Below are 19,908 nucleotides of genomic sequence, written 5' to 3'. Positions count from 1 at the left end.
AATATTAATTCAGGCTGTAATTTTTTTCAAAATCTTTGGTAAGAAGCTCATAAATTACCCTCAGCCAAACTACAATGCAAGGTACAGCTTTTAAAGAATATTTAATGATATAATTTTCTTTCACGAATTTCGGGAACAGATCCGATGTGGAAAAGCAGGTGAAAATAATCACAAAAACCAGTAGTCCTATGATAAAAGGCGTTCTTTCTTTTTGAAGAAAAAACCAGATCAGCACGCCTACAACGGCAATGATATATGTAGGAGATTCTGAACTCGAGCTGAATAATACTAAGAAAAGCAATGTAGAAGCCAGAATCATCAACTGGAAAGCGTAGTTTTTGTATTGTTTGATTCTAATGTATGGCGCTCCAAAAAGCGGTAATCCGAATGCAAGAAACACAAGATTTGAAATAGAAGCATCCCCAAGAATCCTTCTGAAAAAGCCCATCAGCGAAATATCCTGCATATTCCCCAAAACCTGATTTTCATTGTTTTTTTCTACGATGGAATGAAACCAGTCTGCATAGCACTGAATCACAAATTTCGGACTTGAATATGCCATAGGCAGAACAAAAAATATCAATGCTATAACCAATCCTGACAGGATGAATTTCATTTTATTTTTAATGAAAAAGAACTGTGAAAGCCCGACAATCCCATAGATTTTTACGAAAACACCAATTAAAATTGATGTCGCAGACTTTACTTCTTTTCTTTCATAAATGTACACTGCAGACAGCAACAAAAGACCTGTAAGAGCAACATTGAACTGTAAGCTTAAAGCAGCTGTAATGTATTCCTGTAAACAGAAAAGGCCAAAAAGAGCTTTTTTAGCATCGGAAAACGGGAGTTTGTAAATACCATAAATAAAGATAAACGTATTGGCAGCATTCCAGAGAGAAATCCCCAGCCAGTCGGGCATTATTGCAAAAGGAGCAATGAGCGCACTGAAGAAAATACCGTAATGATTTAAATCAAAATAAAGATCGGGATAATGAATGAACAGATTTTTCTGATTGATGGTATTAAAAAAAACATTTTTAAAAATCAGATAATTGTTTATGGCGTAATCTCCTCTCAAATACTTGGAAATTGCGGTAACTACCGATATAATAAGATAAACCCCAAATATATATTTAGGGTTTAGGATTATTTTAAGAAATTTATCTTTCAAAATATTAGTTTTAGTTTAAAATTTACTCTTAAACAGCAACATTATTATCTCTCAACGCATCATTTAAAGACGTTTTTTTGTCTGTGGATTCTTTTCTCTGACCGATGATCAAAGCGCATGGAACCTGATATTCTCCGGCTGGATAGTGTTTCGTGTAACTTCCCGGAATGACCACTGAACGAGCAGGAACTCTCCCTTTGATTTCGATGGGTTCAGGGCCTGTAACATCGATGATTTTTGTAGATGCCGTAAGAACAACATTGGCTCCTAAAACAGCTTCTTTTTCTACGTGAACACCTTCCACGACAATACATCTTGAACCTATGAAACAGTCATCTTCAATGATTACCGGAGCAGCCTGAAGGGGTTCAAGAACACCACCGATTCCTACGCCGCCACTCAGGTGAACATTTTTACCGATCTGCGCACAGCTTCCAACTGTAGCCCAGGTATCTACCATTGTTCCTGAATCTACATATGCCCCGATATTGACGTAAGAAGGCATCAAAATAACACCTGACGCAACAAAAGATCCTTGTCTGGCAATTGCATGAGGTACAACTCTTACTCCTTTTTCTGCATAGTTTCTTTTCAAAGGAATTTTATCATGAAATTCAAACGGCCCCACTTCAATGGTTTCCATTTTCTGAATCGGGAAATACATTACCACTGCTTTTTTTACCCACTCATTCACCTGCCATCCGTTTTCTGTAGGCTGCGCAACACGAAGTTCTCCGGAATCTAATAAAGAAACAACTTCTCTGATGGCCTTCTGGCTGTCTTCATTCTGCAAAAGCTCTCTATTATCCCAAATGTTTTCAATAGTTTGTTGTAACGACATGTTTCTAGTTTAAAATTATTTGCGCCAAAGATACAAAAGTTAAGGGAAATATTCTGACAGTTGTAAGGTAGGAAACCGTTTTGTTACTAAATATTTCTTATTTAAATGTTCCATTAAAGCACTCTCTGAGCGTGAAGATAAGCCTTATTCCAATACTTTTCATTCAGCGATGAGATGATGACTCCTTTTGTGGTGGAAGCGTGAATAAATTTCACCTCTCCGTCATTTCCGATATCGTGAACGATTCCGACATGAGAAACTCTTGTGCCACCAGCGGTTGCGAAGAACAAAAGATCTCCGGGCTTTACTTCTTTGATATCAATTTTATTTCCGGTCTCTGCCTGATCTGACGATCTTCTGGGAAGTTTATAATCATTTTCTTCAAAAACTTTTAATGTAAATCCCGAACAATCAAAACCTGACGAAGTATTTCCACCGAATTTGTAGGGGGCGCCGAGATATTTTTCAGCATCTTTAAGAATTTCATTTACTGATCTGGAAATTTTACCGTTAAATTTAGATTCCAGATTTCTGAGATTTTCGGCTTTGGAAACGGATTTTGTACTTGTATTTTTACCGGAAGCAACATTTTTTGAACTTCCGCATGATATTGTAATTAAAGATGCAATGAGTAATACATGAATTGTTTTTAAATGTAGACTTTTATAATGCAGGCGGTTCTTCATAATTCTTTTATTTTACACACAAAATCAATACAAATATATATAAATTATGTTTTCGTTTTGCTCAATTTGTGGTATGAAATAATTCATTAGCAATATGTAAAAATAAAAAAAGCTATTCGTCTGAATAGCTTTTGTATAATGAATGATGTATTACTTGGATGTTTTTTCACCTTTCCATGTGCCGGATCGGGTTGGTGTCGGAACTGCATTTACCCATGTTCCGCTTGCTTTTTTATCTCTTGTAAGAGTCCCTTTGAATTCGCCGTCAGAAGGTGAACCGATTGTCGCATTAAGTTCTCCGGAATCACTCAGCTGGCCGGAAATGGTATAATTTTCTGAAGTTTGCTCAGAATCTAATGTTCCGGTTACTTTTCCGTCGGTTGCTACTACGATGTTCCAGCTGCCTTTTTCTGTTCCTTCGTATCTTCCGGCCCAGGTTCCTATGAAGTCATAGATGGTGTCTTCATCTTTGCCGCAGCCAATAAACAAAAAAGCGGTGAATAAAAGTAAAAATATTTTCTTCATAGTTTTTGTTTTATAAACAAATTGTGGAGAATACGGGGATCGAACCCGTCACCTTTAGACTGCCAGTCTAACGCTCTAGCCAGATGAGCTAATTCCCCTTTTTTTTTGGATCAGTTTTCTGAAGCGGTACAAAAGTAAGTATTTAAACCACATATACAAACATTTTATTAAATTTTCTTTAACGAGAATATGAAATTTGTAGCTAATCATCAATTTTTCAAGGGTTTTCGATTTAAAATAAAAATGCACGTTAATGAGTTTTAACGTGCATTTTCTTACTTTTTATGTTGAAATTATTTCCAACCACCTCCAAGAGCCTGATAAAGCTCTACAGCAGCCTTCATTTTATTGTATTCCGCATTGGTAATATTCAGTTCTGCATTTAATGAATTAACACTTGCATTTAATACTTCAAGATAATTAGCCATACCGTAATTTACGAGTTCCTGGGAATATTCAACCGAGTTCTTATAGGCATTCAGCTCTTTTTGTTTTAATTCTATAAAAGAATCCTGAACAGAGAAAACTCTTATGGCATCAGACACTTCTTTTCCTGCGGTGAGTAATGCTTTTCTAAAATTCAGATAAGCTGTTTCCTGATTGGCCAGACTCACATCATAATTGGTTCTGATGGCTCTTCTGTTTAAAATAGGTTGCGCCAAACCGGCTACAACGTTGGCAAATAATGAATTCACACTGAATAAATGATCAATATCCACAGACTGTATTCCTCCACTTCCTGTAAGCTTTAAAGTAGGATAAAACTGAGCTTTTGCTGAATTAGTCAATTCAAAAGCATTCATTAGATTATATTCTGCTCTCATGACATCAGGACGATTGGCAAGCAGCTGTGCCGGATATCCAAGTTTTACGTCTATAGGCAGCTGTTGGCTTTCCAACGTAGAACGTTCTATGGTGTGGGAAGGCTCTCCCATCAAAAGACTCATGGTATTTTCCAAAAGCTGGATTTGAGTGTCGATGTCAATCAGTAACGATTTTGCGTTGAAAACCAACGCTTCACTCTGTTGAACGGCAACCTCCGTCAATGTTCCCGCAGTTTTTAAAGCTCTTGTGGTTTCAAGATTTTTTTCACGAACGGCGATAGTTTCATTAATAACTCTCTTTTGCGCATCAAACGTCAGCAACTGATAATATGCCGAAGCAATGGAAGCTACAAGATCACTTTTTACCGCTTTATGTGCTGCCACAGTTCCGAGATAAGCCGCAAACTGAGCTTTTTCCTGTGACTTTAATTTTCCCCAGATATCAGCTTCCCATCCGATGCTCGCAGTGATATCAAACTGATTCACGTATCTTCTTTCTCCGATGATTTGCCCGAACTGTGTATTGATAGACTGGGTCTGGAATGTATAGTTGGGTCCGACGGATAATGTAGGCTGATAAGCTGCTTTGCTTTGTTTTAAATAAGCCTCCGCGGAAGCGATACTCTGCAGTGCAATTCTGATATCAAGATTATTTTCCAGCGCCTTAGAAATGTGTTTTTGAAGGATCGGATCCGTAAAAATCTCTTTCCAGGAAACATTGGCGATATTTGTGCTGTCGGAAGAAAGCATATCGGTACGGTATAGCTTTTCATCAACCACATTGTTGGGTCTGTTGTACTCTTTTCTTACCATACATGATGAAACGACAGCAAGAAGCACGACTGAAAAAGCAAGTCCTTTTATGATGTTTAAAATATTCTTCATTTCTTTTAATTAGAAGTTAGAAATCAGAGGTTAGAAGTTAGATTAAAACTCAATCCAACCTCTAACTTGTCCAATTAATTTATTCTGCTAAATTGATTTCTTCTTTTTTAAGAGGTTTTACTTTTTCCTGCAGATATTCGAAAATAACATATAATACAGGAATTACAAAAAGCCCTAAGATGGTTCCTATCAACAATCCGATTGCTGCTCCTGTAGCGATTGATCTGTTACCAACTGCACCGATTCCACTTGCTAAAACCAAAGGCAATAGACCAAAGATGAATGCAAATGAGGTCATCAGGATAGGTCTTAATCTTGCTTTTGCTGCATTGATAGCAGACATGACAATCGATTCTCCGTGATGTCTCCTCTGAACTGCAAATTCAACAATCAAAATGGCATTCTTCGCTAAAAGTCCCACCAACATGATCAGGGCAATCTGGAAATAAATATTGTTTTCCAATCCCATGATTTTCTGTCCGAAGTAAGCTCCCATTACCCCGAGAGGAAGTGAAATTACAACAATCAAAGGAAGAATATAACTTTCATATTGTGCAGAAAGAATGAAATAAACAAAAATCAAACTTAAAGCAAAAATCAGAACGGTCTGAGATCCGGAATTTAATTCCTCTCTCGTTAATCCTGTAAATTCGACATCATAATTTTGATTTAATGTTTCTTTTGCTACCTGCTGCACTGCCGTAATGGCGTCCCCGGAACTGAATCCAGCTGAATTGGCACCTGTAATTTTCACAGAAGTAAATAAGTTGTAACGGCTGACAGATTGTGGTCCGTAAGCTTTTTTCAATGTCACAAACTGTGAGATCGGAGACATTACGCCTGAACCTGTTTTTACATACAATTCGTTCAGGTTGTCAATATTTTGTCTGTTTTCAGGAAGTGCCTGAACCATTACTCTGAACTGTTTTCCGTATTTGGTGAAGTCGGCTGTATAAATTCCTCCGATATAGCCCTGCATTGTCGCGAGGATGTCGCTTACAGAAACACCAAGCTGCTTGGCTAAAGGAACGTTGATCTGCATTTCATACTGCGGGTATTTCGTGTTGAATGAAGTCTGGGCAAACTCAATTTCAGGTCTTTGCATAAGTTTACCAATGAATTCGTTCGTTTTATTATCCAGATCGGCATATTCTCCACCGGATTTATCCAGCAGAACCATCTCAAAACCGGCGCTGCTACCAAAACCAGGAACACTAGGCGGCTGGAAAAATACGACTTTAGCGTCAGGAACCGCCCCCGTAATACCGAATAATTTTTTTGGTAATATCTTCCGAAGTTTGTCCGTCTTTTTTTCTTTCGTCAAATGGTTTCAGCTTAACAAAGGCAAGACCATTGTTGCTTCCGTTTCCGGAAAGGAAACCTCTACCTGTGGAAATGGTAACGTTCTGAACACCCGGCACTTTTAAAGCCTTAGCCTGAAGTGTTTTTAAAGCATTATATGTTCTTTCCATTGATGCGCCCGGAGGAAGCTGAACATCGGTGAAGATAATCCCTCTGTCTTCCGTAGGTACGAATCCTTTTTTCATAGTGGTGCTGGCCCAGTATAAGATTCCTCCTGTAATGGCAAAGATGATCAGGGTTACCCATTTATGTCTCAGAAGAAAAACAAATCCCCTTCCGTAACGTTCTGTTGTTGTTTTAAAGGCGATATTAAACTTATAGAAAAACTTTTGAAGAAAGTTTAAATTTTTATATTCTGTATGATGTGCATCATGAGGTTTTAAGAATAATGAGCATAAAACCGGACTTAAAGTCAATGCGTTGATCGCAGAGATAAAGATGGCAACAATCAGGGTGATCCCGAACTGTTGGTAGAAAACTCCCGTCGGACCGGTAATGAATGTTACCGGGATAAATACAGATGCCATTACCAGCGTAATTGAAATAATTGCTCCTGTAATTTCGTCCATTGCTTCCACCGTAGCTTTTTTTGCATCTGAAATCCCATGTTCCATTTTGGCATGAACTGCCTCGACGACGACAATGGCATCATCCACCACAATACCGATGGCCAGAACCAAAGCGAATAACGTTAATAAGTTTAATGAATATCCGAATAAATTCAGAAAGAAAAAGGCTCCCACAATCGAAACCGGAACAGCGATAGCCGGGATAAGTGTAGATCTGAAATCCTGAAGAAAAATGTACACTACAATGAATACAAGAATAAATGCTTCAATTAAGGTATGAACTACCTTTTCAATCGAAGCTTCCAGGAATTCATTGGTATCAAAATTGAAAGTGTATTTAATCCCTTCCGGAAAGCTTCCTTCTGATGATTTAAGGTATGCTTTAATATTTTTAATAATCTCCTGAGCGTTTGATCCCGGAGTCTGGAAAATCCCCATACTGATTGCTGGATTGTTTCCGTTTTCCCCGATTCCTGAGTAAGACTGTCCAGCCAATTCTACTTTTGCAACATCTTTCAGCATTAAATTTTGTCCGTCGGCAAGAGATTTAATGATAATATTGTCATACTGCTCTTTGTCATTGAATTTACCTACATATTTAATGATATATTCAAAAGAGCTTCCGCTGTTTTGCCCGATGGAACCGGCTGCTGCTTCTCTACTCTGTTCGTTGATCGCATTGGTAACGTCGGTTGGCGTTACTCCGTAAGCTGCCATTTTTGCAGGATCCAGCCACACTCTCATGGAATAGTTTTTCCCACCGAAAACGTTGGCATCACCCACTCCGTTAATCCTTTTTAAATTTGGAATAACATTGATATTCAAAAAGTTCTGAAGGTAAACATCATCAAGATCTTTATTTTCAGAATAGAAAGACATATACATCAAAGCACTTGTCTGCTGTTTCTGCGTAACAACCCCGGAACGTGTGACTTCACTTGGTAAAAGCGGCGTTGCTCTTGTTACACGGTTCTGAACGTTTACTGCTGCAATATCAGGATCAATTCCCTGTTTAAAGAATACCTGAATATTGGCAGAACCGTCATTTCCAGCGCTGGATGTTATATAATCCATACCTTCCACCCCATTGATCTGTTCTTCCAGAGGCACTACCACACTTTTCATTACAGTTTCTGCATTGGCTCCGGTATAGTTTGCCGTAACGCTTACCGTAGGAGGCGCAATATCAGGGTATTGTGTCACCGGAAGAGCAGTCAGTCCCAATACCCCGAGAATCACAATCAAGATTGAGATTACCGTGGATAAAACCGGTCTGTTTATAAAATTTTTAATCATTTTTTTAGAATTTCGGTTTTATAGATTGAACAAGACTATCCATTTTTACAGGCTGTTTTTTCACTGCAGTTCCGGGTTTCAATCCTCCGATTCCTGCTGCTACAACGGTTTCACCTTTATTTATTCCGGATTTTATTAAAGCCATATTGTCGATTCTGTCGATCACATTGATGACAACATTTCTTGCCGTATCGCTTTTATCGACTTTATATACGTAAACAATTCCCTGTTGTTCGTAGGTTGCACTTTCCGGAACGACAAGTACGTTATCATAACGTTGAGGGAATCTTATAGTTCCACTGTTACCATTGCTCAGAAGCTTTTGCGCATTAGTGAAAACTACTCTGAACTGTATGGTTCCTGTTGTAGGATCAATTTGTCCTGTGATCGCTTCTATTCTTCCTTTTTCAGGATAAATGCTTCCGTTTGCCAGTTGTAATTCTACCATCGGAAGATTTTTTATCTTTTGTGGCATGGTAGCACCCGGTGTTTTTTCAAGGAAATCAAAATATTCTTTTTCGTTCATTGAAAAGTAAGCGTAAATTTCTGAAGTATCTGAAATAGTCGTCAGGGGAGTCTGATCTGAAGGTCCTACAAGACTTCCTACTTTCAGAGGCAGTTTACCGATAACTCCTGAAATAGGCGCACGGATAATTGAATATTCAATATTGGCTTCTATTCCTTTGTAATTGGCAACAGCCTGGCTTTTAGCTGCCTGGGCCTGCTTCAACTGAGCCTGAGCCTGAGCTAAATTGGCCTGCGCTGTCTGCAGCTGAACATTACTGATGATATTTTTCTGGACAAGCGGTTTCAACTTATTTACTTCCACATTAGCTGCACTCACGGCAGCCTGGGCCGCAGCAATATTAGATTCAGCGGCGCCGATGCCCGCTTTGGAAGCTGCTGCATTTTCGTTCAGAATATTGGTTTCCAATCGGAATAAAGGCTGCCCTTTGGTTACATACTGCCCTTCATCTACCAAAACCTGTGTAATATATCCCTGAATTTTGGCACGAACATCATTGTTTACTCTACCCTGAATGGTCGCCGGGAAAGTCTGATAGCCCACTATATTTTTTGCTTCCACATTTACGACAGGATATGGTTTAGGGCCATCCTGCTTAGGAGCTTCTTTTTTTGCAGGCCACTAGAGAAAGGGCTGCAACAGAAAGTATAACTAGCTTATTATTCATTTTATAGTTTATTAAGAGATTGCTGAATATTAATTATGTTTTTATTTAAAAGAGCTTTATATGCTTCAATCTTTTCATTGTGACTTACATCATGATTTTTTTTAAAATCGTCAAGATCGTCCAACAGCTTCAGTTCATCTTTCATTTTCTGTACAATCTTTTCAAATCTGATTTTCTTGTAACCGTCATTGATGAAAAAATACCTTTTCCGTTCATCCATTTTATTATGATCTACAATAAGCTCAGCATTCAGAAGAAGTGAAATACTTGTAGAAACCGAACTTTTACTTGCAGAAAGCACTTCCACGAATTCGTCAAAAGCTATGCCCACCTTTTCATAATCAAATAAAAGATACGCATATATTTTTGATGCCAGTGGAGGTAAATTGAAAACCGTACCATAGAATTTCACGGCATCCTGAAAAATTTTCTCATCAATTTCTATACTCTTATGCATGGTATATAAATTTTAGCAAAAGTAGAAATTAGTTCTGAACTAAACGAACAAACGCAATAGAGTTTATAAATCTATTGCTTTAAAAACAATCAATGATAATGGATTTAACTTTTGGGTTAAATTATAATCTTCTCAAAAGCTTTTCTCATACCACCTGCAAGAAAAACTTCTCCGCAATAGGTATATCCCTTACTTTCCAGAATTTTAAGCATTGCAATATTATCAAAATTCGTATCTACTTTAATACTTTGAATCTTATGGGATTTTGTAAATTCTTCTATATGATCAAATAATATTTTGACCATTCCCTGACCTGCAAATTTTTCATCCACAGCAACTCGGTGTACGACAACAAATTCGCCGTTACTCAGCCATGCGCCTTCGATGGTGCTGTAAGCTGGTTCGTCATTTAAAATCAAAGCTACGTAGACAGCAATTTCACCGTCAACGGTCATTACGTATCCAAATCCTTTTTCAATATCGCTTTCCACAGTATTGATGTTGGGATATCCTTCCTGCCATTGTGTACTTCCGTCTTTTCGTCTTCTTTCTATGGCCTGCTGCAAAATATTCCAGATTATATCTCTGTCTTCCATTTCTGCCTTTCTCATTTTGATTTCTGAATCCATTGCTGTAACTATTTTGTTTTAGAGTAAAAAATTATTAAGAATATAAACTAAATATAATCTTGTAATTTCCTTTAAAGTTTGTTCACAAAAAACCGAAAATTAACTTTAATTAATTTTCGGTTCGAAGTAGTAAAATTTAAAATTATGAAATTGTTTTATTGATTTTCACTTTGCTGGAGATAAGCATCAATTATTTCAAATGCTTTTTTTTCGTCTTCCAGTTTTACCAATACTTTCAGTGATGTTGCCGTTGGCGTAGTTGTAAAAGTAAGGTAGTTGTTTTCTACTGAATTCTTGATTTCCGCATCATCCAGCTTTGATTTAATAAGCTGAATTTCTGCAGGTTTGTCACTTTCAAAAACTGATACTCTTGTACTTCTTTCCATGTTCTGTTTCGTTTGAGTATCTAAATTTATAAATTTTTTTTGAAAATTACAAATCCGTAATTTAAATTTTATTAATGTTATTCTCTATTTTATCCAGCGCAAGTTGAATTTCTTCTTTTGTAACATTAAGGTGTGGTCTGAAACGTAAAGACAGATCACCACAGGATAAAATGATCATTCCGTCATTCCAGAGTTCGTCTCTCATAGCGTTTCTCTGCTCGTGGGTTGGGAGGTCAATTGCACACATCAATCCTCTTCCTCTTGCATTTGATAATTTTTCAGGATATTTTTGTTCTAAAGATTTAAGGCCGTCTAATAAATAGTCACCTACTACTTTTGCATTTTCTACAAGGTTTTCTTTTTCAATAACTTCCATGACCAACTGAAAACGGAGCATATCAATAAAATTGCCACCGAAAGTAGAATTAATCCTTGAGCTTTCACGGAAGACATTATCAGGAATTTCATCAAACTTTTCTTTATTGGCTAGAATACCGCAAACCTGTGTTTTTTTACCGAAAGAAATAATATCAGGTTTCGCTGTAAAATGCTGGAAAGCCCACATTTTTCCTGTGATTCCTATTCCGGTTTGTACTTCATCAAAAATAAGAAGGATCTCATTCTGATCACAGATTTTTCTTAATCCTGATAAAAACTCATCTCTGAAATGATTGTCGCCGCCCTCTGCCTGAATGGGTTCAATGATAATACATGCGACTTTGTTAGGATTCATCAGAATAGCTTCTTCGATATTTAATAAAGCTAATCTTTCATTTTTAATGGTTTCTTCCAGATTTTCTTCCGTGATCGGGAACGTCAGTTTGGGATTCAGGATTCTTGGCCATTCGAACATAGGAAAATACTGGTATTTTCTTGGGTCCGAAGTGTTGGTAAGACTTAATGTATATCCGCTTCTTCCGTGAAAAGCCTGCCTGAAATGAATGCACATTCCAGCTTCAATGTCAAGTCCTTTTTCAAAATTTTTCCGGGTTTTCCAGTCGAAGCACGCTTTCATTGCGTTTTCAACAGCTAATGTTCCGCCTTCGATGAAAAAAGCATATTGTAGCTCTTCAGGAATCACTACTCTTTCAAAAACTTCCAGAAAATGAGCGTATTCTTCAGAATAAACGTCGGCTAAAGTAGGTTTGTTGACAGCCATTTTTCCCAACCATGCTGATTTTTCAACCAGATAAGGATGGTTATAGCCTATGGATGCTGATGCAAACATGGAGAACATATCCAGATATTCTTTGTTCGTCAGTTTATCGTAAAGCCATGATCCGTGTGATTTTTCAATATCCATCACGAAGTCGAATCCGTCTGCTAAAACGTGTTTTCCCACTGTTTCTTTTACTTTATTTATTTGTATATCAATTGTTTGTTCCATTTTAATTAATCTTAGGGTTGATTAATGATAAAAAATTAATGATTTAGAAACAAAGAGATTATGGTATTCAAAAGTTGACAATTTTTAATTTTTAAATCTCTGAATTTCCTGATGTTTTATGCTTAAAGATCAAATTTAATTCCTTGTGCTAAAGGAAGGTTTGTTGTGTAATTTATTGTATTCGTCTGTCTTCTCATATAATATTTCCATACATCTGAACCTGATTCTCTTCCTCCTCCGGTTTCTTTTTCACCACCGAATGCACCGCCGATTTCTGCTCCCGAGGTTCCGATATTCACATTGGCAATACCGCAATCTGAACCTGCATGAGAAAGGAATAATTCCGCTTCTCTCAAATTTTGGGTCATGATGGCAGACGATAAACCTTGCGGTACATCATTCTGAATCGTTATGGCTTCTTCCAGCGTTTTATATTTGATAAGATATAAAATCGGCGCAAATGTTTCATGTTGCACAATTTCGTAAGAATTCTTCACTTCTGCGATACATGGCTTTACATAACATCCGGATTCGTAACCTTTTCCTTTTAGTACTTCACCTTCAACGATGAATTTTCCACCTTCTTTCTTACATTTTTTGATCGCTTCCTGATATTGGTTCACCGCGTCAGTATCAATAAGTGGTCCCACATGATTCGTTTCGTCCAGCGGATTTCCGATTTTTAATTGTCCGTATGCTTTGGTCAACCTATTTTTCACTTCATCATAAACACTTTCGTGAATGATAAGCCTTCTTGTAGAAGTACATCTCTGTCCTGCCGTTCCTACGGCTCCGAAAACGGCACCGATGATAGACATATTGATATCAGCATCCTGAGTAATGATAATGGCATTATTTCCTCCTAATTCAAGAATAGATTTTCCGAATCTTTGTGCAACGTTTGTAGAAACCATTCTTCCTACTCTTGTAGAACCGGTAAAAGATACTAAGGCTACCCTTTTGTCATCAACAAGTCTTTGTCCGATCTCATGATCTGCAATCAAAACACTTGAAATTCCTTCAGGAAGATTATTTTCCTTTAAAACTTCGTTCATGATATTTTGGCAGGCCAATGCACAAAACGGCGTTTTTTCTGACGGTTTCCAGATGGTAACATTTCCGCAGATCCATGCCAGAGCGGTATTCCATGCCCATACGGCTACCGGAAAATTGAAAGCGGTAATGATCCCCACAATTCCCAGCGGATGATATTGTTCGTACATTCTGTGGCCGGGTCTTTCCGAATGCATTGTGTAGCCATGAAGCTGTCTCGAAACTCCTACTGCAAAGTCGCAGATGTCAATCATCTCCTGAACTTCACCTAAACCTTCCTGCAGAGATTTTCCCATTTCATAAGAAACGAGTTTCCCCAAATCGTCCTTATATTGTCTTAATTTTTGGCCCAGCTGCCTTACAATTTCTCCTCTTTTGGGAGCAGGAATCAGCCTGAACTCTTTAAAAGCCTTTTCTGCAGCTTCAAGTACTTTGTTGTAGTCCGACTCTCCGGAGGTTTTCACTTTAGCAATAAGATTCCCGTCTACCGGGGAATAACTTTCTATCGTTTTTCCTGTTGCAAAGTATTTTCCGCCTGTTGAAGTTCCCTTATTTTCATCCTTAATTCCTAGATTTTTGAGCGTTTTTTTCAATCCCAAAATCCTTTACTTTTTTTAGACATAAAAAATTTACTTTTCGTTTTCCCTAAAGTTAAAAATATTATGCGAACCGCAAAATTTAATTTTTTTTAATGACTTTTTATTTGGACTAATTATAAACATGTTTATCTTTGTATAGTAATCTTTTGACACTCAGAAATGGAAAACTCTCAGGAAAATAATTCGAAGTTTAAGAAGTGGTTTAAACGTGTTGGCTGGGCAGGATTTGCCTTCTTTACCATAAAAGGGCTGATCTGGCTCGTGATATTTTACTTCGGTGCAGATACGCTTCAAAGCTGTATAAAATAAAAAATCAGAGAAATTTCTCTGATTTTTTGTTGTTTAAGTATTTTATTATAAATTATGTATTTCTCTATTCCTATGTTTTTTATATTTTTGAAAAAACATTCAGATGAAAAAAAGTAGTATGGTCCGTCAAAGCCCAGAAAAACTACAGAGATAATTTATTTTATTTAAAAGAGTTCTGGACTAAAAAAAGAAATCAAAAGATTCATGAAGTTGGTAGACATCGCTGTGGTGAACATTTCTCAAAATCCGTATATAGGCTCTGCCTACGAAGAAAATACCCATTACAGAAAATATTTAATTGTATAACAAATTTATTTATACTACCGATTAACCGAGAAGGATGAAATCCTGCTGGCATCTTTCTGGAATAATTATCAGAACCCTGAAAAATTAAAGAAACTCCTGCCTTAGTTCTTCCGTAAATTTTTCATGCTCTTTTACATTGCCCTTTGCATAATCGTCTTCCGCATCCTGTAGTTCCATTAAAAGTGCTTCTTTAGGGTATAATGCTTTGGTCAGCAATTCAATCTCTTCCACAGAAAAAGAATTTTCTTTAAGTTTCCGGTAATAAGTTGGGGTTTTAAGACCCAATAGATTGATGAAATATCCTGTCTTATAATCAGAATTCTGAATAAGTTGCGGAATACTGTCCCGGTATTTCTTAAATTCAAGCACTGTATTTATCATAATGTGGGAATTATTTTATACAAAAATAAGAAAAAATTATAATTTTATTACTAAATTATTGTTTCTTTTTCCTGCCTGAATCCATTAAACTTTGATGAAGCAAATACTCAATTTGTCCATTTACACTCCTGAATTCATCATTTGCCCATTTTTCCAAAAGTTTGTACGTAGACTCATCTATCCTTATAACGAAAGATTTTTTACTTTTGTTTTCGGAAGAATTCTGAGTTTTTTCTGATTTCATTTTTTGTTACTTTTCTGATTTTTACCTCATGCTTTGGTTTTTAACGCAAAGATTTTTTTTATTTATTATGAATATTTTTTATTTGCAAAGACGTATATTAATTTCTAACGCTTCATTATTAATTATACAAAGTTCCTGCATTTAGGATAGGTTGCGCAGCTTTTTCACCACAAAGAACTACCATCAGATTACTTACCATTGCAGCTTTCCTTTCATCATCCAGCTCAACAATATTTTCTTCAGAAAGTTTTTTCAAAGCCAAATCTACCATTCCGACTGCTCCTTCTACGATTTTTGTTCTTGCTGCTACAATGGCTGTGGCCTGCTGTCTCTGAAGCATGGCTCCTGCGATCTCCGATGCGTAAGCAAGGTGTGATATTCTCGCTTCCTGAATAGTAATTCCTGCTTTTGAAAGTCGTTCCGTAAGTTCCTGCTCAAGAATAGCATTGATTTTTTCTCCACCTTCTCTTAATGTAATCGGGGCGTGATCGTCTTCAAGATTGTCATAAGGGAAACTCATTGCCAGATGCCGTACTGCGGCTTCACTTTGCATTTTTACAAAATCTGAATATCGTTCAACATCAAAAGCAGCCTTGTAAGTATCGCCAACTTTCCAGACGATAACAACAGCAATTTCAATCGGATTTCCCATTTTATCATTTACTTTCAGCGTTTGTCCCTGAAGGTTTTCAGAACGGAGACTGATTTTTTGAGACGAATATAAAGGATTGATAAAAAACAGTCCATTTTCCTTTACTGTTCCTACATACTTTCCGAAGAAATTCAGTACTCTTGAATGGTTTGGCTGGATAATCATTAATCCTTTTAAGAAAAAACAAGAAAGGATAAAACAGAGTAATGCCAAAACGACAAAAGTAATACTGTAGTCAACTCCTGTGATAAAGAAATACACTGAGGCAACAAACAGCACCAGACAAATAACCAGAGTAAGATATCCTGACATTGGTTTTAAAACTTTTTCCATGATATTGATTTTTTTAAAATTTGATATTATTTTGATATCATAAAGATATGAATAAATTTCAATTTAATCAATGACAATTTATATTTTATACTAAAAGTTTTTTAATCAATTATACATTTTAATAACAGGCTAATGATTCTTAAACGTGAATAAAGTCGACGCAAAGTCTGATGATCATTTGCATTTTAAAGGAAACAAAGCGGAGCGGCAGAGCCGCTGATAAAGCGTGCAAATTATACACGCGCTTCATAAAGATCAGTTTGCTGCTCCTTTCTTTGCCTGCTTATACTATATGTCAATAACGGCAAACTTTGCGTCTGAAAAATATATTTTTGATTATCATATTCTAATATTGTGCTTTTAACAAACGAAAAATCCCGAAAATTGCTTTCCGGGATTCTGTTTTATAAATTGAAAAACTATTTTTTAGTCAGAGTTTTAAATTTAATATAAGATGCAACAGCTAACGCCAGCATAGTTCCAAGTCCGATGTACACCCAAGCAGGAACAGGAACAGGATCCCCAGCTGCGTAAGAGTGAAGTCCGCTCAGATAGTAATTTACTCCGAAATATGTCATTACCATCGAACAGAAAGCGAACATGGTTGCCACGTGGAAAGCCCATCTGCTTCTCAACCCCGGAACCAATCTCATGTGAAGTACAAACGCATACACCATGATGGAGATGAAAGCCCAGGTTTCCTTGGGATCCCAGCTCCAGTATCTTCCCCAGGATTCGTTGGCCCAGATTCCTCCTAAGAAGTTTCCGACTGTAAGAGCGAATAATCCTATCGTAAGCGACATTTCTGAAACAATTGCCAGTTCCTTCAACGTTGTATCGTGATGAATGGTATGAGTGCTTTTATTGGAAATGATATAAAATACTAAACTGATCACGGCAATAATCATCGACAGGGCAAAGAATCCGTAGCTGGACGTAATAATCGCAACGTGTACAATCAGCCAGTAAGATTTCAATACAGGAACAAGCGGCGTGATCTGTGGATCAAGAGCAGAACCTCCATGCGCGAATCCCATCATGATAACCGCTACCATAAATCCTGCCGCCGGAATCAGGGCATTTGAATTTCTGTACAATAATAGACCTGCTGAAATTCCTACCCATGAGATGAAGATAATCGCTTCATAACCATTACTCCAAGGTGCATGACCAGAAATATACCATCTCGCTACCAAGCCCAGGAAATGGAATAAGTATCCTACAATTCCTAATACTATGATTGCTTTGATCGTTTTATTTAAAACTTTTTTCGGCTTAAATAATTCAATGAAACCTAAAATAAGAAGAAGCCCTCCGATGATAGTATAGAAAATCAATAATTTGAAATTGATATTTACTTTATTCATGAAAACTTCAAGATCTACTTTTGATTTCGCAGGAACGACTGCTTTACCCCATTTCTGCTGATAATCTGAAAGCTTAGCCAGCTGCTCATCGGCTTTTGACCAGTTACCCGATTTTTGGGCCTGTAAAACTTCCGCGAAATAAGGTCCCATTACCTCCTGAGATTCCGTATCCGGCTCCATTTTCTGGTCTAGCCATGAATGCCATGTATGATTAGCATCGTTTTTCACGGGAACAATTCTCATAAACTGACCGCTAAAAAATTCGTTAAAAATCTGAACTCTTTCGTTTACCGCGATAACTTCTTTGTCATAATTGGTCTGTTCAGAAGCTTTTTTTACGAAATGCTGTGTTGTAATCGCTTTCAAGAATATATCTTAAATTTCCGTTAGCATCTGCCGGGAAAAGATTCATCAAAGAAGTGTATCCTTCATCATTTGCTTTTGTTTTTTTCTGCAGTTCATCACCTCCTTTTGTTCCTATTTTAATCATCGGAACCATTGTCCAGCTTGGCGTATCAATATTGACTGATAAAAACCATTGATTCGCAGTAAGTGATTTTCCGTCTGTTCCTTTGAATTCATCTTTTTTATACAGTTTTCTTAAAACATCCAGAGCTTCCGTATTAATAGGAACTATTCTTCCTTCAAAATTCTGAACCAAAAGATACCCGAATTTATCTGCATGCTCCTTATCTATTTTATTTCTGGCAATAATTTCGTCAGCTGAAACCATTTTCATTTTTGTAAATGGCTGTGCTCCTTGTGGCTGAACCGTTTCAGGAGCAGGAGCGTGATTATGTCCGTCCCCTTCTGTATGAATGTGTTCTTTGCTTCCGTCGGTTGTCCCGTGTGTTTCTATTTTTTGTGCATTCAGACCGAAACTTAACAACAATAAAAGTACCGTTACCGCTCTTTTTTTATTGACGTCTTTCAGCATTTTGTTTAATTTCCAGAAATGAGTTCCCTTCCAGAAGAACATGAAGAACATCCCTCCGAATAAGAAAGTATAACCGATATAGGAAATCAGCGTACCCCAGAAATCGTGGTTTACGGAAAGTACCGTCCCCATTCTGTCGGGATCAAAACTTGACTGGAAGAAACGATATCCTTTATGGTTTAAAACGTGGTTCATATAAATTTTAAAAGGAGTCTGTTTTCCATCTTCAACAATTTTAATATGGCTTTCATAAGCACTCGGAGATGAACTTCCCGGATAAGTTTCCATAACGAAATCATCTAATTTAAGCCAGAAAGGTGTGTTGTAAATTTTAGGACCGAAACCGATCATAATATTCAGTCCGTCCATCGTTACCTGTTTATAAGCATTCGGGTTTCCTTTTTCAACAGAAAGTTCTACCAGTTGTTTTGTTTTTGGACCCTGAAGTTCAACCGTTAACATATCAGGAACACTCTGATCTTTCTTTCTGTCACCTTCAATAGACATTAATTTTCCTTTTTTAAGGCCCTCAGGAACAACCAGTTTAAGCTCGTTAATTGAATATAAACTTCGTAAAGCCAACGGTTGAAATTCGTCTTTCTTTGTATTTCCTGTCGCCTGGGTTGCCATGGTCATATAGCTTGCATCAACAGGAGTTTTGATGAATAATTTACCGTTTTCATTTTTGAATTCCACGGCGCCTTCAATGGCTCTGTTAAAAGTTACCAGAGTTCCGTTGATCGACTTTGTTTCACCAGGTTTGATGAAAATATTCTGTCTTCCGGTCTGTCCTGTGGATACCAGATGTAGGTATTCCGCACCATTCGGATCAGCGACAAGACTGTCTTTTTTCCGTTGAACATATTCTTTTGCAATTACTTTCACTTCTTTTCCGTGAAAATCATACGTTGCCTGCAAATCTTTGTGTAAAGGAGACATTAAATAAGGTATATCCTGATAATTAAGAACATCCCCTTTTTCTTCAATCTGAATTTTAAGAAAGTTTTTGTCCGTTACAATTTCGTTAGACATTTCGCCCTCTCTGATGTGCATTGTACCTTCAAAACTGATGTATCTTGTAATAGCTCCACCAATAAAAATAAGCACAAACGCAAGGTGAAAGATCAGTACCGGCCATTTTTCTCTTTTCCACAGTCTGTATCTTGCGATATTTCCTATAAAATTGAGGATAAGTAAAAGCATGATCAGTTCAAACCACCACGCTTCGTAAATTAATGCTTTTGCTGTTGGAGTTCCATAATCGTTTTCTAGGAACGTTGCATATGCCATCGCAAATGCGTACACCAGCAGCAACACAGCCATTGTTCTGGTCGAGATAAGAATATCCTGGATCTTCTTCATGATAAATATATACTTGATAGGCAAAAATAAGGATGATAAACTATAAAGCCGTTAAAAAAAACTGTTTTTTATCACTTTGAAGGCGATAAGTGTTATTTTTAAAGATTCTTAATAAGAATATTTTTATTGATAAAAATTGAATGATTTATCG

The 19,908-nt window shown here is 37.0% G+C and carries 15 protein-coding genes, 1 tRNA gene and 2 pseudogenes; 1 reads left to right on the top strand and 17 read right to left on the bottom strand.

Annotated elements, in window-relative coordinates:
- Nucleotides 1-4: 4 nt before the first annotated feature.
- The 13 genes and pseudogenes from AAHI02_RS02875 to AAHI02_RS02815 form a co-directional block, all read right to left on the bottom strand.
- Nucleotides 5-1,174, bottom strand: coding sequence for a glycosyltransferase family 87 protein (locus tag AAHI02_RS02875; protein ID WP_346985363.1), 1,170 nt, complete (start codon nucleotides 1,172-1,174; stop codon nucleotides 5-7).
- Nucleotides 1,175-1,202: 28 nt separating this feature from the next.
- On the bottom strand, nucleotides 1,203-2,015 hold the full coding sequence (locus AAHI02_RS02870; protein ID WP_346985362.1) for a 2,3,4,5-tetrahydropyridine-2,6-dicarboxylate N-succinyltransferase: 813 nt from the start codon (nucleotides 2,013-2,015) through the stop codon (nucleotides 1,203-1,205).
- Between the two features lie 113 nt (nucleotides 2,016-2,128).
- Nucleotides 2,129-2,701, bottom strand: a complete 573-nt coding sequence (locus AAHI02_RS02865) for a C40 family peptidase (protein ID WP_346985361.1) — start codon at nucleotides 2,699-2,701, stop codon at nucleotides 2,129-2,131.
- Nucleotides 2,702-2,851: 150 nt separating this feature from the next.
- The gene (locus AAHI02_RS02860; protein ID WP_346985360.1) at nucleotides 2,852-3,226 is read right to left on the bottom strand and encodes a hypothetical protein; all 375 of its coding nucleotides are present in this window, start codon (nucleotides 3,224-3,226) and stop codon (nucleotides 2,852-2,854) included.
- Nucleotides 3,227-3,250: 24 nt separating this feature from the next.
- A tRNA-Ala gene (locus AAHI02_RS02855) sits at nucleotides 3,251-3,324 on the bottom strand.
- Between the two features lie 195 nt (nucleotides 3,325-3,519).
- Entirely contained in the window at nucleotides 3,520-4,935 is a 1,416-nt protein-coding gene (locus tag AAHI02_RS02850) for an efflux transporter outer membrane subunit (protein ID WP_346985359.1), read from the bottom strand.
- A gap of 79 nt (nucleotides 4,936-5,014) precedes the next feature.
- A pseudogene (locus tag AAHI02_RS02845) lies at nucleotides 5,015-8,162 on the bottom strand (efflux RND transporter permease subunit).
- Between the two features lie 4 nt (nucleotides 8,163-8,166).
- Complete coding sequence (locus AAHI02_RS02840) at nucleotides 8,167-9,249, bottom strand: efflux RND transporter periplasmic adaptor subunit (protein ID WP_346985358.1); 1,083 nt, start codon at nucleotides 9,247-9,249, stop codon at nucleotides 8,167-8,169.
- Between the two features lie 107 nt (nucleotides 9,250-9,356).
- Nucleotides 9,357-9,812: a transcriptional regulator gene (locus AAHI02_RS02835; protein ID WP_346985357.1), complete on the bottom strand. Its 456-nt coding sequence runs from the start codon at nucleotides 9,810-9,812 to the stop codon at nucleotides 9,357-9,359.
- 116 nt (nucleotides 9,813-9,928) lie between these two features.
- The gene (locus tag AAHI02_RS02830) at nucleotides 9,929-10,441 is read right to left on the bottom strand and encodes a GNAT family N-acetyltransferase (RefSeq protein WP_346985356.1); all 513 of its coding nucleotides are present in this window, start codon (nucleotides 10,439-10,441) and stop codon (nucleotides 9,929-9,931) included.
- A gap of 155 nt (nucleotides 10,442-10,596) precedes the next feature.
- The gene (locus AAHI02_RS02825) at nucleotides 10,597-10,827 is read right to left on the bottom strand and encodes a DUF2007 domain-containing protein (protein WP_042720804.1); all 231 of its coding nucleotides are present in this window, start codon (nucleotides 10,825-10,827) and stop codon (nucleotides 10,597-10,599) included.
- Between the two features lie 61 nt (nucleotides 10,828-10,888).
- Nucleotides 10,889-12,214 (bottom strand): L-lysine 6-transaminase, encoded by a 1,326-nt coding sequence (gene lat, locus AAHI02_RS02820; RefSeq protein ID WP_346985355.1) that lies wholly within the window; start codon nucleotides 12,212-12,214, stop codon nucleotides 10,889-10,891.
- A gap of 122 nt (nucleotides 12,215-12,336) precedes the next feature.
- Nucleotides 12,337-13,866 carry an aldehyde dehydrogenase family protein gene (locus tag AAHI02_RS02815; RefSeq protein ID WP_346985354.1) on the bottom strand — a complete coding sequence of 510 codons (1,530 nt, stop codon included), beginning with the start codon at nucleotides 13,864-13,866 and terminating at the stop codon, nucleotides 12,337-12,339.
- A 159-nt stretch (nucleotides 13,867-14,025) separates the two neighbouring features.
- Here AAHI02_RS02815 and AAHI02_RS02810 point away from each other — a divergent pair, with 159 nt between their 5' ends.
- Complete coding sequence (locus AAHI02_RS02810) at nucleotides 14,026-14,175, top strand: histidine kinase (protein WP_045496381.1); 150 nt, start codon at nucleotides 14,026-14,028, stop codon at nucleotides 14,173-14,175.
- 390 nt (nucleotides 14,176-14,565) lie between these two features.
- On the opposite strand, the gene AAHI02_RS02805 is transcribed toward AAHI02_RS02810, so the two are convergent.
- The 4 genes and pseudogenes from AAHI02_RS02805 to ccsA all read right to left on the bottom strand — a co-directional run bounded on the left by AAHI02_RS02805 (nucleotide 14,566) and on the right by ccsA (nucleotide 19,757).
- Nucleotides 14,566-14,862 carry a hypothetical protein gene (locus AAHI02_RS02805; RefSeq protein WP_346985353.1) on the bottom strand — a complete coding sequence of 99 codons (297 nt, stop codon included), beginning with the start codon at nucleotides 14,860-14,862 and terminating at the stop codon, nucleotides 14,566-14,568.
- A 55-nt stretch (nucleotides 14,863-14,917) separates the two neighbouring features.
- Nucleotides 14,918-15,106, bottom strand: coding sequence for an Arc family DNA binding domain-containing protein (locus AAHI02_RS02800; protein ID WP_346985352.1), 189 nt, complete (start codon nucleotides 15,104-15,106; stop codon nucleotides 14,918-14,920).
- 118 nt (nucleotides 15,107-15,224) lie between these two features.
- Nucleotides 15,225-16,091 carry an SPFH domain-containing protein gene (locus AAHI02_RS02795; protein WP_346985351.1) on the bottom strand — a complete coding sequence of 289 codons (867 nt, stop codon included), beginning with the start codon at nucleotides 16,089-16,091 and terminating at the stop codon, nucleotides 15,225-15,227.
- 419 nt (nucleotides 16,092-16,510) lie between these two features.
- Nucleotides 16,511-19,757: pseudogene (gene ccsA, locus AAHI02_RS02790) on the bottom strand (cytochrome c biogenesis protein CcsA).
- Nucleotides 19,758-19,908 lie beyond the last annotated feature (151 nt).

It is taken from the genome of Chryseobacterium sp. POE27, assembly GCF_039727685.1.
Taxonomy (GTDB): Bacteria; Bacteroidota; Bacteroidia; order Flavobacteriales; family Weeksellaceae; genus Chryseobacterium.
This window is presented reverse-complemented; position numbering and strand designations above follow the sequence as displayed.

Excerpts from the sequence above, each read along its gene's own strand:
- AAHI02_RS02825 (WP_042720804.1), bottom strand. The coding sequence starts at position 10,827 with ATGGAAAGAAGTACAAGAGTATCAGTTTTTGAAAGTGACAAACCTGCA.
- AAHI02_RS02795 (WP_346985351.1), bottom strand. The coding sequence starts at position 16,091 with ATGGAAAAAGTTTTAAAACCAATGTCAGGATATCTTACTCTGGTTATT.
- AAHI02_RS02800 (WP_346985352.1), bottom strand. The coding sequence starts at position 15,106 with ATGAAATCAGAAAAAACTCAGAATTCTTCCGAAAACAAAAGTAAAAAA.
- AAHI02_RS02805 (WP_346985353.1), bottom strand. The coding sequence starts at position 14,862 with ATGATAAATACAGTGCTTGAATTTAAGAAATACCGGGACAGTATTCCG.
- AAHI02_RS02810 (WP_045496381.1), top strand. The coding sequence starts at position 14,026 with ATGGAAAACTCTCAGGAAAATAATTCGAAGTTTAAGAAGTGGTTTAAA.
- AAHI02_RS02835 (WP_346985357.1), bottom strand. The coding sequence starts at position 9,812 with ATGCATAAGAGTATAGAAATTGATGAGAAAATTTTTCAGGATGCCGTG.
- lat (WP_346985355.1), bottom strand. The coding sequence starts at position 12,214 with ATGGAACAAACAATTGATATACAAATAAATAAAGTAAAAGAAACAGTG.
- AAHI02_RS02830 (WP_346985356.1), bottom strand. The coding sequence starts at position 10,441 with ATGGATTCAGAAATCAAAATGAGAAAGGCAGAAATGGAAGACAGAGAT.
- AAHI02_RS02850 (WP_346985359.1), bottom strand. The coding sequence starts at position 4,935 with ATGAAGAATATTTTAAACATCATAAAAGGACTTGCTTTTTCAGTCGTG.
- AAHI02_RS02870 (WP_346985362.1), bottom strand. The coding sequence starts at position 2,015 with ATGTCGTTACAACAAACTATTGAAAACATTTGGGATAATAGAGAGCTT.
- AAHI02_RS02865 (WP_346985361.1), bottom strand. The coding sequence starts at position 2,701 with ATGAAGAACCGCCTGCATTATAAAAGTCTACATTTAAAAACAATTCAT.
- AAHI02_RS02860 (WP_346985360.1), bottom strand. The coding sequence starts at position 3,226 with ATGAAGAAAATATTTTTACTTTTATTCACCGCTTTTTTGTTTATTGGC.